We start from the raw sequence: 16,020 nt of genomic DNA, 5'->3' as shown, positions 1-16,020 counted from the left end.
CGCCTTACGAAAAATACAGCCGCAAAGCGTTTTCGCCCATGATCTTGCGGCGTTCGGCGGCGTCGGGGACGACGCCGGCCAGCCAGTCGATGGTGCTTTGGTACTTGGTGGCTTCGTCGCCCACGAACGGGCAGTCGCTGGCCCACACCATGTGGTCGGTGCCGACCTGGCGGCATAGCTCGCGGGCCTGTTCGGCGGCTTGCGGGCCCAGGCGATAGGCGCCCGACAGCTTGACCCACGTACGGCCGTTTTCCATGGCGCGGGCCATGGCCTTGAAGCCTTCGCTGTGAATGCCTTGCACCGGGTCGGGCCGGCCGATGTGGTCGAGCACCAGTTTGACGCCTGACCGTTCCAGTTGCGGCAGCACCTGGGGGATGCGCGGGCCGTCCAGGTGCAGGTGCACGTGCCAGTCCAGTTCGGCAATGCGATAGAGAAATTTGCGGTAGTCCCAGCTGTCCAGGTCAGGCAGCGTCTTCATGCTGATGAAGGGCAGGCGCACCCCAACGACGCCGTCCCGGGTCATCTGTTCCATGGTGTACAGGTCGGTCGACGGTTCCAGGATGACGGTGCCGCGCCACCGCGGCCGCGTCCTCAGTGACCGGATCACGTAGTCGTTGCAGTCGCCCCACGGGCTGGCCGCGGCGATCACGCAGAACTGCACGCCATGCGCATCCAGCACGCCTTGCAATTGTTCGGCCGTGAACTCGTAGGTCGGGGCGTGCCTGGGATCGGGCACGAGCGGCATGTTCTTGCGGAAGATGTGGACGTGCGTATCGACCAGGGGCGATCGCCGGCTGGGGTGTCGGTCATGGGTAGGGTCCTTGTCCAGTTCATTCATTCACTGTGGCTTGATGCCGGCCTGCCGGATCACGGCGGCCCACTTGGCCGTGTCGCGGCGGAACACCTCCGCCAATTCGGCAGGGCTGCTCGGCTTCGGGTCCGTGCCCAGGTCCAGCAGGCGCTGGCGCACGTCGGGCTGAGCCAGGACCTCCCGCATGTGGCGGTTCAGGGTCTCGATGACCGCAGCGGGTATGCCAGCGGGCGCGTACAAGGCGTTCCAGCCGGTGACTTCATATCCTGGCAGACCCGCTTCACGCACGGTAGGTACCTTCGGAAGCCATGACGATCGCGTGGGACCGGTCGCGGCAATGACGGTCACCTGGCCTGCATCGACGGCGCCCTTCAACGCGGCATAGGATTCGAACGCGACGTCCACATCACCGCGCATCAATGCGGCCAGGACTTCGGATGTGCTTTTGTAAGGCACGAGGTCGGCATTGAGTCTGGCAACCGACTTGAACAGTTCGCCCGACAGGTTCTGCGTGCTGCCCGGATTGATGGTGCCCAAGGTGAGCCGGCGTGTCTTGCCCACGGCCAGCAAGGCCTGCAGGTCAGTAATGGGACCGTCTTTTTTGGTGAGCAGGATCAGGTCGAAGTAGGCCAGGGTCGAAATCGGCGTGAAATCTTTTTCAGGGTCGTATTTCAGGTTGAACAGAGACTTGCCGATGGCAGTGCCGTTGGTGAACAGGATCAGGGTGTGCCCGTCCTTGGGTGCGCCCAGCGTGGACGTTGCCGCCACCACGCCGCCTGCGCCGGGGCGGTTGTCGACGATGATCGGGTGGCCCAGCCGCTCGCCCAGTTTCTGTCCGATCAGTCGCATGGAGATATCGGCCAGGCCGCCCGGACCGAAGGGCACGATCACGCGTATCGGCTGCGACGGGTAAGTGCCTTGGGCCAAGGCGGCGCGGAACGGGGTGGCCACGGATCCGCCAAGCGCGGCGCCCGTCGCAACGCGCGTGGCGATAGGTTTGACAACGCTTGTGAGGACGCCTGTTGCAAGGCCTTTGAGCAGGGTGCGCCGCCCGCGATGCGGCGGCGCATTGAAAAAGGTGGGCATGCACGGTCTCCGTTGATATGCCTGGCAGGTCTGCCAGGGGGCCTGTCGGGCCACGGAGAAAGTGTAGGTAGGGCAGGGGACGCGAACAAATGAATGTTTCGTGCCGACCCATGCGCCAGATTCATGTCAGCGCCTGGGCGGGGCGTCATAGCCGCTGGGCGGCAGTCACCCGCTGTCCCGCACCCCTGAGGCCATCACCTGTCGGCAGCCTCTCCTGTTGACGGCATCACCTGTCGGCGGCATCACCTTGGACACGTGCCTTGATCAGCGCCACGGCGCGATCCTTGACCCAGGTGTCTTCGGCACTCAGTACCGTATCGCGCCGCGTGACCACGCACAGGGCGCGGACGACCGGCGGATCCGTGATCGCCAGCGTGCGCAGTCCCTGGCCACCCACCACCGACAGCTTGGGCACGATCGTCAAGCCCAGCCCGCCCCGCACCATTTCCAGCGCCATGCCGTTGTGCTGCGCCTCGTATCGCCAGCGCAGCGTGTCGCGTTGCGCGCCCAGGGTGTCGTCGATCGTCATGCTGTTGCCCGACGGCAGGCTGATGCGTATCAAGGATTCGTGTTGCAGCTCGCGCCAGGTGACATGCTCGCGCGAGGCCAGTTCATGGCCGTCGGGACAAACCAGCACGAAGGGTTCGTCGATCACGCGTTCCACCGCAAGCTCGGGCCGCGCGCTTTGCAACACCGTGATGCCGAATGCGGCGGTGCGTGACGCCACCAGCTCGGCGATCTCGATCACGGAATTGTCGAAGACCCGCACGGGCACCTCGGGCCAGCGCTGGCGGCAAGCCAGCAGGAGCGGCGTCAGGATGCCGATGGCCACGGTCGGCAGGCAGGCGATGGTGAGCCAGTCGTTGGCGTGCTGTCCATGTTTGCGCACCGTGTCGCACGAACTGGCCAGTTCCTTGACAGCGCTGCGGGCGCGGGGCAATAGCGCGCGGCCGGCCTCGGTCAGGGTCACCTCGCGCGTGGTGCGGACGACGAGCCGCACGCCCAGGCTGTCTTCCAGCTTGCGCATGCGGTGGCTGATGGCCGTTTGCGACAGGTTCAGCTGCGACGCGGCAAGCTGGAAGCTGCCCGTTTCGACGATGGCCAGGAAGGCCTGGATGCCCAGGAAATCAATCTGCGACGACATGGCGTCCGAGGTGAAAAAGGTTCATCGATAGCTGCATACAAATCATTTGTCGGGGGTGCATGCCGATGCTGTACTGCCAGGACAAGACCGATATCCCCAGGAGACAGGACATGCGCCAGCAGGAAGGGCCCGCGCTTTTACCCGGCAGAAGAAAGGCGTCCGGGGGCCAGGCTGCGGCAAGGAATGCGGCTACCGGTGCGCCGGTGCGCGCGCCATTCCTTGCTTTATCCGTTGCGTCATTCACGGCCTCACTCGCTTCGGCAATCAAGGCGCCTTTCGCCGCGGCATGCGTTGCGGCAGTGATGTCGGCCCTTGCAGTGACAGTTCCCAGTAAGGCGCAGGCTGCGTACCCCGACCGGCCGGTGCGGCTGATCTTACCGTTTCCGGCGGGTGGCACGGTAGATGTCGTGGCGCGCCTGGTGGCGGCCAACCTGGGCCAGCAGCTGCATACCCAGTTCGTGGTCGAGAACGTGCCGGGGGCGGGCGGCACCATCGCCACCGCGCGCGTGGCGCGTTCCGAGGCCGATGGCTACACCGTGTTGTTCACGACGCCCAATCACACCATCAACCCATCGATCATCGCCAAGCTGCCCTTCGATACCGAAAAGGACCTGGTGCCGGTGTCGCTGGTCGCACAGATACCCGAACTGGTGGTTGCGAATGGCAACCAACCGTTCACCGACTTCAAAGGCTTCGTGGCCTATGCGCGCGCCCATCCGGGCAAGCTCGACTACGCGTCGGCGGGTGCGGGCACGCTGCCGCATGTGACCATGGAACTGCTGCTGCAAAAGCTGGACATCAAGGTGACACACATTCCGTACAAGGGCGCGGCCCCGGCCATGAACGATCTGCTGGGCGGGCAGGTCGCGCTGAAGATGGACACCATTGCCACGTCGGCGCCGCAGATCGGAACCGGCAAGCTGCGGCCGCTGGCGATCGCCAGCCTGAAGCGGTCACCGTTGATGCCCGACGTGCCGACCGTGGCGGAGTCCGGCGTGCCTGGCTATCAGGCTACGCTATGGATGGGGATGCTGGTGCCGAAGGGAACGTCGCCCGCGATCGTCAGTACGCTGAATGCCGCGATCACCGCGGTCTCACGCCAGCCGGCCTACCAGAAGCAACTGGAGGCGGCGGGCGTCGAGTCCGTCGTCACGGGGCCGGACGCCTTTCGTACGCTGATCCATCAAGAGATCGGGCAGTGGGCGGACGTGGTGCGCAAGTCGAACATCAAGGCGCAATGAGCATGACTTCACGATTGCCGGCCGACGTATCTTCCGCAGCTCCGACCCCCGCATTCGCCATGTCGCCTGCAGCCGCCGCGACGTCGTCAGTGTCACGGCCTTCCCCGCCGCGCACCCAGCCGCCCGACCCCCATCCCCGTCGTCCGCGTACCGCATGTCCGCCTGGCGCCATCGACTGCCATGTGCATCTGTTCGGCCCGGCGGCGCAGCACCCGTTCCATCCGGACAGCAGGTACGTGTCGGACGACGCGCTGCCCGAAACGAATATCGCCTTGCAGGACACCTTGGGACTGGCCGGCGCGGTCGTGGTCAGTGGCGGCGGATATGGGCGCAGCACCACGCATCTGGCGCAGGTGCTGGAAGCACATCCGGACCGATTCAAAGGCGTGGCCTTGCTGCCCGACGACATCAGCGATCAGGCGCTGGAACGGCTGGATGCCTTGGGGGTGGTCGGCGCGCGGTTCGTGAGCCCGGGGCATCGTGGCGACCTGCCGCGCCTGCCGTCACCCATGGTCGGACGCGTGGCGGACCTGGGGTGGCACATCCAGTACTACCCGTCGGGCACCGACCTGCTTGAGCATGCCGATGCGCTCGAAGCCCTGAACATGGTTGTCGTGCTGGATCACTTCGCTGCGGTGCCCGCACGCGGCGGCGTGGACCAGCCCGCCATGCATCGGCTGCTGCAACTGCTGGATACCGGCCGGTTCTGGGTAAAGCTGTCAGGCCCGATGCGGTGCATTGATGGCGACTATCCTTACGATCCCGTCACTCCGATCGCGCAGGCCTTGATTGCCGCGGCGCCGGAACGTCTGGTGTGGGGCACCGACTGGCCGCACGTCAACATGAACGGCCGCGGCATGCCCAATGACGGCGACCTGTTCGATCTGCTGGCGACCTGGGCGCCGGACGCGGCCGTGCGCAAGCGCATTCTGGTGGACAACCCGCGGGCCCTGTACGGTGCATTCGGGAAAGGCGTGACGACGGCCTGACAGCGGCTTACGGTGCGAGCAACCCCGCCGTCACGAACCGCGTGACCTGTTCGATCAGGTCGTTGGTGTCCTCGGGGTCATAGACCCCCGGCGGCATCATCTCTTCCATCCGGTGCGTATCAGAAAACGCATACAGATACGTCCCGACCATGAACGTCACGCGCCAGGTCGCATCCAGTTCCGACAGGTGGGGCAGGGCCGCGCGCAGGGCGTTCACATAGTCGCGCGTGGACGTGCCGTAGGCATTGGTCCGCAACTGGTACGAGATCTGCGGCGGTTCGGTATGCAGGCGGGCCTGCAGGCGCAGGAAGGACCGGCCTTCGGCCGTGTCGCGAAAGGCCAGCGTGGGCATGAGGAAGGCCTGGACGATGTCGCGCACCGACGGCTTGTCCGAGCTTGCCTGCAAGGCCGCCAGATTTTCGGTGCGGGCGTCCGCAATGATCTGACTACGGCGCAGAAAGACTTCTTCGAACAGGCCATACTTGGACCCGAAGTAGTAGTTGATCAGCGCCTGCGTCACATTGGCTTCGTTGGCCACCTCGCGCAGCGTGGTGCCGGCGTAGCCGAGGTTGGCGAAGATGCCTTCGGCGGCGTTCAGGATCGTTTCGCGCACGACGCTGGTGCCTTCCGGGCGGCCCGGGCCTTTCTGGGTGCCACGCTTCGGTTTGCGCGAAGGCTGCGCGGCCACGTCGCCGCGGCGGCCGGTCACTGCATTCATAATCGGTCGCTTAATTAATTTCGCAAACCTCAATCCTACGGGGTTTCCCGAGGAAAACCGTCAGTTGTTTGCAGCATATATTTTTGTATGCAAAAATATACCCAGAGACGAATATGCCTATAGCCAAGACCAACACGCAGGCGCTGGCCGCCTATAACGAGATCAAGCAGCGCATTCTGACCGGCCTGTTCACGGCCCATGACAGGCTGCGCGAGATCGACGTTGCCAACCAGCTCGACATGGGGCGCACCCCCGTTCGCGAGGCGCTCAAGCGTATTCAGGACGAAGGGCTGCTGACGCACGAACCGCGTCGCGGTCTGGTCGTCACGCAAATGGACCAGCAGGGCGTGTCCGAGCTGTATGCGATGCGCGAGGTGCTGGAAGGCGCCGCCGCCGGCTTTGCGGCGCGGCACGCAACCGATGCCGAGATCGCCAACATGGAAGCGATCCTGGATGAAGCCGATCACGACGCCGACCCGGTCGCGTTGAACCTGCAGTTCCACCAGGCCATCTACAGCGCGGCGCACAACCGCCATCTGATCCGTTCGCTGCAATCGTTGACGGACACCACTTATCTGCTCGGACGCAGCACGTTAATGACGCCGGCTCGCGCCGACAAGGCGCTGATCGAACACCGCGCGATCGTCGACGCGATCCGCACGCGCGATCCGCAGCGCGCCGATGCGGTGGCCCGCGCCCATATCCATCAAGCCTTGCTGGAACGGCTGAAGATGCTCAGGCAGCGCTGACCGCGCCCGGCAAGCCATCCCAAAAGATCAAGAACACCCACATCCTTCTGGAGACACGATTCATGAACCGTACCCCCTTGTTGCATTGGACCGCCGCCGCCACACTGGCCGTGCTGCCCGCGCTGGCCTCGGCGCAGAGCTACCCGACTCGCCCGATCACGCTGGTCGTGCCCTTCGCGGCCGGCGGCGGCACCGACAGCATTGCGCGTGACGTGGCCAAGACGCTGGGCGACAAGCTGGGCCAGACGGTGGTGGTGGACAACCGGGGCGGTGGCGGCGGATCGATCGGCGCCACGATGGTGGCCAACGCCAAGCCCGACGGCTACACGCTGCTGTTCGCGACGTCCACCTTTGTGACCAACGCGGCGTCGGAAATCAACGCGACCTACGATGTCGAAAAGTCGTATGCCCCGGTCGCGATGATCGGCCGCGGTCCGCTGTTCGTGGTGACCAGCAAGGAGCTGGGCGTCAAGAACATTACCCAACTGCGTGCGCTGGGACAGGCTCGCGCCGACGGCATCAATTTCTGCTCGGCAGGCAATGGCAGCATCAACCATCTGGCAGGCGAGCTGTTCCATCAGCGCAGCGGCCTGAACATGACGCACGTGCCCTACAAGGGCAGCGGCCCCGCCACTGTGGACTTGCTGGCCGGCCGCGTGCAGCTGTTCTTTGCCACGGTGCCGACCATCCTGACGCACGTGCAATCGAATCGCGTGGACCTGCTGGCCGTGACGGGCGCCAAACGTTCGCCGTTGTTCCCCAACGTGCCGACCATGGCGGAAGCCGGTGTGCCGAACTTCAACATCACGACCTGGTGGGGCGTGCTGGCCCCGGCCAAGACGCCGGTTGCGCTCGTCAACCAATTGAATCAGGCCATCAATGAGGTGGCCGCTGCCGACCTGGTGCGCAATCGCCTGGTCCATGAAGGCGCCGATCCGATCAGCGGCTCGCCCGCCGACTTCAAGCGCGCGCTGTCCAGCGAACTGGCGCTGTGGAAGGGCGTCGTCAAGACGTCGGGCATGAAGCTGCAGTAACGACCAGAACAACACAGGAGATATCCCATGAACCGTACTTTCCAACCTGCCCGCCGCCATGTGCTGGCCGCCGCCGCGGGCGCGCTGATGTTGAGCACGCTCAGCGGCGCGGTGCTGGCGCAAGACAGCTATCCGTCCAAGCCCATTACCATCATCGTTCCCTACGCCCCGGGCGGGCAGGGCGATGTGTTCGCGCGCCTGATCGGCGAGCGCCTGGGCACGGCGCTCAAGCAGCCGGTGATCGTCGATAACCGCCCGGGGGCATCGGGCGCGCTCGGTACCCGCATCGCGGCCCGCGCCAAGGGTGACGGCTACACCCTGCTGCTGGGCCAGACCGGCGAGATGGCCGTCAACCAGTTCGTGGTCAAGGAACTGGGTTACGACCCGCTCAAGGACTTCAAGCCCGTCGTGCTGGTGGGCGATGCGCCCCTGGTGATGGCGGTGCCTGCCAACTCGAAATACAAGACCTTGCAGGATCTGGTGAAGGCCGCGCAGGTCAAGCCTGAAGCTGTTGCCTACGCATCGTCGGGTACGGCCACGCCAGGGCACCTGGCCGCCGCCGCGCTGGCGCTGGGCGTCAAGTCGAGCATGGTTCACGTTCCCTACAAGGGCGCCGGGCAGGCCATGACGGACCTGCTGGGCGGCCAGGTCGACTTCTTCTTTTCCAGTGCGTCGGCCGTGATGGGCTATGTGACCAGCAATCGCCTGCGCGCCCTGGCCGTATCGACGCCCAAGCGCATGCCGACGCTGCCGAACGTGCCGACCGTGGCCGAAAGCGGCGTGCCTGACTTCAGCTTCAGCTTGTGGGGCGGCGTGTTTGCGCCGGCTGACACGCCTGATGCGATCGTGACCCGCCTGAATACGGAGATCAACACCATCCTGGCCGAACCCGCGATCCGCAGCCGCCTGGAGGCCGATGGCAGCGCAGTCCGCCAGAACACCCCGGCTGAATTTGCCGACTTCGTGAAGCGTGACGCGGCCAAGTATCAAGGTCTCGTCAAAGCCACCGGCATCCAGGCCGATTGAATTCCCCCTTATTTCCCTGAAAGGCTAGACCATGAAAATCGTAGTGATTCCCGGCGACGGCATCGGTCCTGAAACCATGGCCACCACGGTCGACGTTCTGAAAGCCGCGTCCAAGCGCTTCAATCTGAACCTTGACCTGCAGCACGACATTGCGGGCCACGAAAGCCTGAAGCGCCATGGCGCGACGGTCACCCCCGAACTGCTGGAAAAGGTGCGCGCGGCCGACGGCCTGATGCTTGGCCCGATGGCCACCTACGACTTCAAGGACGAAGCCAAGGGTGAAGTGAATCCGTCGAAGTTCTTCCGCAAGAGCCTGGATCTGTACGCCAACATCCGCCCGGCCCGGACCTATCCCGGCATGCCGGCGCGCCTGGGCGAGTTCGATCTGGTGGTGGTGCGGGAGAACACCGAAGGCTTCTACGCGGACCGCAACGTCGAGTCGGGCGGCAGCGAAATGCTGATCACGCCGGACGTGGTGATTTCGCTGCGCCGGATCACGCGCCTGTGCTGCGAACGGATTGCGCGCTCGGCCTTCGAACTGGCCATGACGCGCAAGAAGCACGTCACGATCGTCCACAAGGCGAACGTGCTCAAGATTGCCGATGGCATGTTCATCGATATCTGCCACCAGGTCGGCAAGGAATTTCCGGAAGTCACGATCGATGACTTCATCGTTGACGCAATGATGGCGCACGTGGTGCGTGCACCCCAGCGTTTCGACGTGATCGTCACGACCAATATGTTTGGCGACATCCTGTCCGACCTGACGGCGGAACTGTCGGGCAGCCTGGGTCTGGGCGGGTCGTTGAATGCCGGGACCGACCATGCCATGGGTCAGGCCGCGCATGGCTCGGCGCCTGACATCGCGGGCCAGAACATTGCCAATCCGTTCTCGCTGATCCTGTCGGCGGCGATGCTGCTGGGCTGGTACGGCCAGCGCAAGGGCCAGCAGGCGTTCAACGATGCGGCGGCGGCGATCTTCGATGTCGTGGCGGATGCCATCGCGGCGGGCGAAGCCACGCGCGACGTGGGCGGCAAACTGGGCACCAAGGAAACGGGCGAAGCGGTCGTGCGCCGCCTGGCTGCGGGCTGAGCATGACGGGCGCGACATCGTCCGGGGGGCCGCGTCGGATCCGGCAGCGGCAGCGTCGTCATCGGGCGCATTGGCCAGGCCGGCGAGCGTTCTGCCCGCCGGCAGCTGCGATTGCCACGTGCACGTCATTGGCCCCGCCGACGCCTACCTCATGGTGCCAGACCGGCACTACACGCCGGGGCTGGCGTCGCACGAGGACCTGCTGGCGCACATGGCGCGCAATGGCCTGTCGCGGGCGGTGATCATCCAGCCCAGCGTGTATGGCACCGACAATCGATGCACGCTGGACAGCGTGCGCCGGCTGGGTGATGCAGGCCGGGCCGTGGCGGTGGTTGACGATCACATCGATCTGGCCGGGCTGAAGGATCTGCACGCGGCCGGTGTGCGCGGACTGCGGGTCAATGTCGAAAGCGCGGGGGCACGTGACCCGCAGCGTATCGTCGATGCCCTGGTGCACTGGACAGGGCAGGTGGCGCCGCTGGGGTGGCATGTGCAGGTCTATGCCTCCTTGACGGCACTGGCCGCGGCCATCCCGCTGTTGCCGTCCTTGCCGGCGCCCATCGTGCTGGATCACTTTGCGATGGTGCCGGCTGGCACGCCACTGAGCGCGCTGGACGTAACGACGGTGCTGGGATTGGTGCGGGACGGCCGCGCCTACATCAAGCTGTCGGCGGCCTACCGGATCATGCCGGTGGACCCGTCGGAAGGCGATGCGACGGCCGTCGCGCGGCTGGCTGCGGCCTTCATTGGCGCCAACGCCGAACGCGTGCTGTGGGGCAGTGACTGGCCGCACACCAATCGCGAGCCAGGCAAAGGGCCGCTGGAGGTCAGCGCCTATCGCAAGATCGATGGCCTGGTCGAGGCGGCGCTGGCATGGATGCCCGATGCCGCCATCCGGCAGCGGGTGTTGGTGGACAACCCGGCACGGCTGTACCAGTTCTGATCAGGTTGCTGCGCGGGTCCAGGCGGCCTGCACCGGCGCTGCGGGTACGGGTGGCAGCCTTTCCAATAGCTTTAGGCAAGGATGGCAGACGAAAGCGGCTATCCGGGCCAGGCAGGATTGCCTAGCATGGCATGACACTCCCCCAACAAAGGAAAGTCATGAAGCCGCCGCACCGTTGCAACGCTGTCCGGGTCAGCACCCGGGCGGGCGTTGACGCCGCCACCGAGGTTGCCCGCGCGTTCGCAGCAGGGACCGCCAAGACCATCGCGCAAGCCGCAAACGATGCCATCGACCGTGCCGCGGATCGAATCGTCGGCCGGCTTGCCAGGCTGCCTTGCGCAGCCGCCATCGTCGTCACGGCATCCATGGGCGCATCGCCCGCCGTGCACGCATCCACTACCGAAGAACGCGCCCAGCGCGGTGCGGCCGTCATCACGGAGCTGAACCGCGGCCAGCCGCAGCCTGCGCTGGAAACCATGCGCCGCGAGTTTCCCTTTCTGGCCGAAGCGACCGAGGCCTATGCCCTGGGCGATGTGTGGAGCCGGCCGGGCCTGGATCATCGCACCCGCCAACTGGCGACCGTGGCCGCCATGGCTGCGATGGGCGAGACCGCCACTATGAAGATCCATGCAGGCTACGCCTTGAATGTGGGCGTGACCGAAGACGAGCTGAAAGAGATCATCTACCTGATCACGGTGCCGGCGGGATTTCCGAAGGCGATTGCCGCGTCGCAGGTGCTGTCGCAGCTGTTCGCCGAACGACGCGCGGCGGCGAAGTAAGCAGACACCAGCCGCCGCGCTACCGACCGCAAACGGCCGCTACGCCGCAGCCTGCCATGTGACCTGGCCGCGCCGCAAAACCTGCCGTGCTCAATATCGACCGCGCTCAATCCAGCGACAGATTGATTGTTTTCACAACTTTCGCGTACTGGGCCGATTCCTTGTCGATCAGGGCGCGCACGTCGGCCGGCTTGATGGCCAGCGGCATGTAGCCGAAGTCCATCATGCGTGGCTGCATGTCGGGCGTGCCCACGATGGCGGCGATGTCCCGGTTGATCTTGTCAACGATGTCGGTCGGCGTGCCGGCCGGTGCGAACAATCCCACCCAGCCCGAGGTCTCGAAGCCCTTGGGTCCGCCCGCATCGCCCAGGGTCGGCACATCGGGGTGCGTTGACAGACGTTCCGGACCCGCCAGCGCCAGGAAGCGCAGCTTGCCGGACTTCTGCAGCGGTCCGGCGCTGCCCGCCGTGCCGAAGGCCCAGTCCACTTCGCCGTTGGCCACCGACGTGTAGAGCTGGCTATTGTCCTTGAAGGGGACGTGCGTCATGCGGGTGCCGGATGCGGCTTCGAGCTGCGCGCCGCCCAGGTGGGCCACGCTGCCGATCTGCCATGAGCCGTAGGTGACCGTGCCCGGCTTGGCCTTGGCGGCCGCCAGCATGTCGCCAGCGGTCTTCCAGGGCGAATTGGCTGCCACGGCCACGAAGAAGTAGCTGTGATGCAGCGGAATCACCGGCGTGAAATCCTTGACCGGGTCATAGGGCAGCTTCTTGTACATGTGCGGGATGGCCGTGAAGTTCAGGCCATCCGCATGGAACAGGGTGTTGCCGTCGGGTGCGGCGCGTTTGGCGTCATTGGCGGCGATGAAGCCGCTGCCACCCGGTTTGTTCTCGACCACGACCTGCTGGCCCCAGGTGCGCGACAGCCGGTCGGCCACCAGCCGCAACATGGCGTCGGGGCCCGACCCGGTCGAAAACGCCGACACGACGCGGACCGGCCGGGTGGGCCAGTTCGCATCGGCGGCGGTGGCGAGCGAGGGCAGGCCGGCCATCGCGGCAAGGGACACGGCAAAGGATGCGGCAAGGCGGGTCACGCCTGGCGTACCGGTAAGGCGGGTCAATGTCATGGTGTCTCCCCCACGAGATAGTTGAACGTTGCAATCGTTGTGTCCGCGTCGGGCGGATCTGAAATTGCGGCAGGTGCACGGCAATGGATCGGTACCGCCGTCTCTGTTACTGCCTTCACTCGGTGCAGGCGTGGCCTGTCTTGCTCGTCACACGAAGGTCGACCCACCATCCACGACCAACGTCTGGCCGGTCATGAATGCCGCATCCTTGCCCAGCAGGAATGCCACCGTGCCCACCAGGTCGTCCGGTTGTTGATCCCGCTTCAGTGCGCGGCCGGCCTTGCCGATGTCGCGGAACAGTTCGACGTGCTCGGTATTGGTCATGATGCCGTCGCTGAGCGTGAAGCCCGGCGCCAGCGCGTTCACGGTGATGCCATGGGCGCCGAGTTCGCGCGCCAGTGACCGCGTCATGGCAATCACCGCGCCCTTGCTCGCCACGTAATGCAGCATGCCGGTCACGCCTTTCAACGGGGACGTCGACGCCACGTTCACGATGCGGCCCTCGCCATGCTGGCGCATGTGCGGCACGACTTCGCGGACGCCCAGATAGGGGCCCAGGGTGTTGACCTCCATGACCTTCATCCACTCGGCAGGGTCGACCGTGTCGAAGGCCTGCACCTGCAGGCTGGCGAACAGGGCCGCGTTGTTTACAAGACCGTACACCGCGTGCTGCGCGGCCACGTCGCCGATGATGCCTTTCCAATCGTCGGCTTTCGTGACGTCGCCACGATAGGCCGAGACGCTGGCGCCGCCGGCCGCCAGGCGGCTGGCCGCGGCGTCGACGTCACCCACATCGACCAGGGCCAGGTGGTAATCCTGCGTGGCCAGGCGCTGGGCGAACGCAAAGCCGATGCCACGGGCCGCGCCGGTGATGACAATGGCTTTTTTCATGGTGATGTCTCCTCCACCGTTGGCCTTTATAGAAACGATGGGCGGGCGCGCAGCTCTTCGGGGGCGTAGCCGGCAATCTTCTTGTAGTTGCTCGTGATCTCTTGCAGTTCTTCTTGCGTGACCACTTCGTCCAAATTCTCGACCCGCTTGCCGCCGGTGCGATCGAACACGACACGCAGCACGGTGTCGGGCGGGTTGACGCGGTTGGTCAGCACGACTTGGGTGGTCTGCTTCACACGCACATCGTCATAGGCTTTCAAGGCTTCCGGACCCACGCCCAGTTCCTTCAGGCGGCCGGCCAGGTAACGCGCGTCGATGATGGACTGGCCGGCGCCGTTGGAACCGCGCGGCACCATCGGGTGGGCGGCGTCACCCAGCAGCGTCAGGCGGCCGTCGGTCCAGGTGGGCAGGGGGTCCTGGTCGACCATCGGATATTCCAGGATCGAGTCCGATGACTTGATCATGGCAGGCACGTCCAGCCAGTCGAACTTCCAGTTTTCGAACGCAGGCAGGAAGTCCTCGAGACGGCCGGGGCGGCTCCAGTCGCGGATCGCGGGCGTCTCGTCGTTGATCTCGGCAACCCAGTTGATCAATTGGTTGCCATCTTCATCGATGTCGTTGCGGATGGGGTAGATCACCATTTTGCCGATTTCGAGCCAGCCGATACGCGTCATGCTTGCGCCGCTCAGGAAGGGCTTGAGCTTGGCGGTGCCGCGCCACATGTTGACGCCGGAATAGCGCGGGGCGCCCTCGTTGGGGTAGAGCTGCTTGCGCAGGGCCGAGTGCACGCCGTCGCAGCCGACGACCACCTTGGCGCTGACGTCCGGCAGAGCGTTGCCTTCGGGCGACACGAAATGCGCGGTGGCGCGTTCACCATCCTGCGTGACGCCGGTGCACTTGTAGCCGCAGACCACGCTGTCGGCGCCCAGGCGTTCCCGCACCGCAGTGAGCAGCACGGTCTGCAGGTCGCCGCGATGGATCGAGTACTGGGGCCAGTCGTAACCGGCCGCCGTGCCCGACGGTTCGCTGTAGACGAACTGGCCATGCTCGGTAAAGAAAGCCGATTCGGCGGTGCGCACGCCAACCTTGTCGAGTTCGGGCAGCAGGCCGAGTTCGGCCAGCTCGCGCGCGGCATGCGGCAGCACGTTGATGCCAACGCCCAGGGGCTTGAGCTCGGGCACGGCCTCGTAGATGCGGCACGAGATGCCGGCCTGGTGCAGGCTCAGGGCCAGGGTCAGGCCACCAATGCCAGAACCGATGATGAGGACGTCGACGTCTTGGGACATGTAAAGGACTCGCAATGGAATTGAACGATGGCGCCATTAGGAACCGAATCCGGGCATTTGGGAAATTTAGATATCATATGCATAAATAGTGATTCCTTATGAGTGCCGGAGCCGGTCCACAGGGCATGGCCGCCAGGTCCTCGCCGCGCAAGCGGCAACATGTTCGTCCGTCCTTTTCTCTTGCCGAGACCCTTTCGTGAACCTGTCGCTTCGCCAATTGCGTGTGTTCGTCCACGTTGCCCGCATCGGCAACTTTACGCGGGCAGCCGAGCAGGCTCACATGACCCAGGCGGGTCTGAGCATCATGATGCGTGAGATGGAAAAGCAGCTGGACTGCCGGCTGTTCGACCGCACGACCCGCATGGTCGTGCTGACCGATGCGGGCGGGACCTGTTGCCTGTGGCGCAGCGGGTCCTTGCGGACATCGATGGCGTGGTCGCGCATCTGGGCGAAAGCGGCCGCAAGGCGCGTCAGACCTTGCGTATCGCGGCCACGCCGCTGGTGTCGTCCAACATCCTGCCCGGGTTGTTCGCGCAGTTTCGGCGCAGCCATCCCCATGTCGAACTGCGCCTGACCGATGCCGACCTCAATCAGATCCAGGCCATGGTCAGCGCGGGCGACGTGGATCTCGGCCTGGGCTTTTTCTTCAAGCAGATGCCGGGGATCGTGCGCACGCCGGTCGGGACCTTCCGGCTGATGCGGGTGGCGGCAGCGGGTGGGCCGCAGGACTTTTCCACGGGGTCGGCGCCATGGGCCAGCCTGCAACATGAAGCGTTGATCAGCCTGCCCGCCAGCAACCCCATTCAGAAGCTGGTGGAGACGCATCTGGCTGCCATTGGCCGGGGGACGAAGAACGGCCCACCTTCAACTTCTTCAATACCCTGATCGCGATGGTGGAGGCGGGCATGGGCACGGCGGTGATCCCGTCGTTTGCGCTGGCCGCCTGCCACCGGCATCGCGTCACGACCGACCTGCTGGTAGACCCAGCGGTCGAATTGAGCCTGTATCTGGTCAGCCGTCGCGGCATCAAGGAGACCGAGACCGCATCGGACTTCCGGGAGGCGTTGGCGGCAGCGCTGCCGGCGGCCGCATCGCCGGGGTAGTCAC

The 16,020-nt window shown here is 65.2% G+C and carries 17 protein-coding genes and 1 pseudogene; 11 read left to right on the top strand and 7 right to left on the bottom strand.

What is annotated here, in order from left to right:
* Window positions 1-4: 4 nt before the first annotated feature.
* The 3 genes from ACNANG_RS07155 to ACNANG_RS07145 form a co-directional block, all read right to left on the bottom strand.
* The gene (locus ACNANG_RS07155; RefSeq protein WP_420226609.1) at window positions 5-838 is read right to left on the bottom strand and encodes an amidohydrolase family protein; all 834 of its coding nucleotides are present in this window, start codon (window positions 836-838) and stop codon (window positions 5-7) included.
* Window positions 839-1,897 carry a Bug family tripartite tricarboxylate transporter substrate binding protein gene (locus ACNANG_RS07150; RefSeq protein WP_420226608.1) on the bottom strand — a complete coding sequence of 353 codons (1,059 nt, stop codon included), beginning with the start codon at window positions 1,895-1,897 and terminating at the stop codon, window positions 839-841.
* Between the two features lie 226 nt (window positions 1,898-2,123).
* Window positions 2,124-3,041 (bottom strand): LysR family transcriptional regulator, encoded by a 918-nt coding sequence (locus tag ACNANG_RS07145; RefSeq protein WP_420226607.1) that lies wholly within the window; start codon window positions 3,039-3,041, stop codon window positions 2,124-2,126.
* A 317-nt stretch (window positions 3,042-3,358) separates the two neighbouring features.
* Between ACNANG_RS07145 and ACNANG_RS07140 the strand changes: the two genes are divergently transcribed.
* Complete coding sequence (locus ACNANG_RS07140; RefSeq protein WP_420226606.1) at window positions 3,359-4,282, top strand: Bug family tripartite tricarboxylate transporter substrate binding protein; 924 nt, start codon at window positions 3,359-3,361, stop codon at window positions 4,280-4,282.
* Window positions 4,283-4,284: 2 nt separating this feature from the next.
* Window positions 4,285-5,271 carry an amidohydrolase family protein gene (locus ACNANG_RS07135; protein WP_420226605.1) on the top strand — a complete coding sequence of 329 codons (987 nt, stop codon included), beginning with the start codon at window positions 4,285-4,287 and terminating at the stop codon, window positions 5,269-5,271.
* Window positions 5,272-5,278: 7 nt separating this feature from the next.
* Here the strand turns inward: ACNANG_RS07135 and ACNANG_RS07130 are convergent, their stop codons facing one another.
* Window positions 5,279-5,989: a TetR/AcrR family transcriptional regulator gene (locus ACNANG_RS07130; RefSeq protein ID WP_420226604.1), complete on the bottom strand. Its 711-nt coding sequence runs from the start codon at window positions 5,987-5,989 to the stop codon at window positions 5,279-5,281.
* Window positions 5,990-6,102: 113 nt separating this feature from the next.
* On the opposite strand from ACNANG_RS07130, the gene ACNANG_RS07125 reads away from it, so the two are divergent.
* The 6 genes from ACNANG_RS07125 (at window position 6,103) to ACNANG_RS07100 (ending at window position 11,613) form a co-directional block, all read left to right on the top strand.
* The gene (locus tag ACNANG_RS07125; RefSeq protein ID WP_420226603.1) at window positions 6,103-6,738 is read left to right on the top strand and encodes a GntR family transcriptional regulator; all 636 of its coding nucleotides are present in this window, start codon (window positions 6,103-6,105) and stop codon (window positions 6,736-6,738) included.
* A 62-nt stretch (window positions 6,739-6,800) separates the two neighbouring features.
* Entirely contained in the window at window positions 6,801-7,772 is a 972-nt protein-coding gene (locus tag ACNANG_RS07120) for a tripartite tricarboxylate transporter substrate binding protein (protein WP_420226602.1), read from the top strand.
* Window positions 7,773-7,799: 27 nt separating this feature from the next.
* The gene (locus tag ACNANG_RS07115; RefSeq protein ID WP_420226601.1) at window positions 7,800-8,798 is read left to right on the top strand and encodes a Bug family tripartite tricarboxylate transporter substrate binding protein; all 999 of its coding nucleotides are present in this window, start codon (window positions 7,800-7,802) and stop codon (window positions 8,796-8,798) included.
* A 31-nt stretch (window positions 8,799-8,829) separates the two neighbouring features.
* Complete coding sequence (locus ACNANG_RS07110) at window positions 8,830-9,891, top strand: isocitrate/isopropylmalate dehydrogenase family protein (protein WP_420226600.1); 1,062 nt, start codon at window positions 8,830-8,832, stop codon at window positions 9,889-9,891.
* Between the two features lie 118 nt (window positions 9,892-10,009).
* Window positions 10,010-10,834 carry an amidohydrolase family protein gene (locus ACNANG_RS07105; RefSeq protein ID WP_420226599.1) on the top strand — a complete coding sequence of 275 codons (825 nt, stop codon included), beginning with the start codon at window positions 10,010-10,012 and terminating at the stop codon, window positions 10,832-10,834.
* A 158-nt stretch (window positions 10,835-10,992) separates the two neighbouring features.
* The gene (locus ACNANG_RS07100) at window positions 10,993-11,613 is read left to right on the top strand and encodes a carboxymuconolactone decarboxylase family protein (protein WP_420226598.1); all 621 of its coding nucleotides are present in this window, start codon (window positions 10,993-10,995) and stop codon (window positions 11,611-11,613) included.
* A 106-nt stretch (window positions 11,614-11,719) separates the two neighbouring features.
* Here ACNANG_RS07100 and ACNANG_RS07095 read toward each other — a convergent pair whose 3' ends face one another.
* From ACNANG_RS07095 to ACNANG_RS07085, 3 genes are all read right to left on the bottom strand, one after another.
* Window positions 11,720-12,736, bottom strand: a complete 1,017-nt coding sequence (locus ACNANG_RS07095) for a Bug family tripartite tricarboxylate transporter substrate binding protein (RefSeq protein WP_420226597.1) — start codon at window positions 12,734-12,736, stop codon at window positions 11,720-11,722.
* A gap of 147 nt (window positions 12,737-12,883) precedes the next feature.
* The gene (locus ACNANG_RS07090; RefSeq protein WP_420226596.1) at window positions 12,884-13,627 is read right to left on the bottom strand and encodes an SDR family NAD(P)-dependent oxidoreductase; all 744 of its coding nucleotides are present in this window, start codon (window positions 13,625-13,627) and stop codon (window positions 12,884-12,886) included.
* Between the two features lie 26 nt (window positions 13,628-13,653).
* Window positions 13,654-14,913: a flavin-dependent oxidoreductase gene (locus tag ACNANG_RS07085; RefSeq protein WP_420226595.1), complete on the bottom strand. Its 1,260-nt coding sequence runs from the start codon at window positions 14,911-14,913 to the stop codon at window positions 13,654-13,656.
* A gap of 88 nt (window positions 14,914-15,001) precedes the next feature.
* Here ACNANG_RS07085 and ACNANG_RS07080 point away from each other — a divergent pair.
* From ACNANG_RS07080 to ACNANG_RS07070, 3 genes and pseudogenes are all read left to right on the top strand, one after another.
* Window positions 15,002-15,238, top strand: a pseudogene (locus tag ACNANG_RS07080) (helix-turn-helix domain-containing protein); the annotation flags it as partial.
* Window positions 15,239-15,312: 74 nt separating this feature from the next.
* Window positions 15,313-15,798, top strand: coding sequence for a LysR substrate-binding domain-containing protein (locus ACNANG_RS07075; RefSeq protein WP_420227475.1), 486 nt, complete (start codon window positions 15,313-15,315; stop codon window positions 15,796-15,798).
* Window positions 15,799-15,818: 20 nt separating this feature from the next.
* Window positions 15,819-16,016: a hypothetical protein gene (locus ACNANG_RS07070; RefSeq protein WP_420226594.1), complete on the top strand. Its 198-nt coding sequence runs from the start codon at window positions 15,819-15,821 to the stop codon at window positions 16,014-16,016.
* The last annotated feature ends 4 nt before the right edge of the window (window positions 16,017-16,020 follow it).

Source organism: Pigmentiphaga litoralis (assembly GCF_048632615.1).
Lineage (GTDB): Bacteria > Pseudomonadota > Gammaproteobacteria > Burkholderiales > Burkholderiaceae_B > Pigmentiphaga > Pigmentiphaga litoralis_B.
This window is presented reverse-complemented; position numbering and strand designations above follow the sequence as displayed.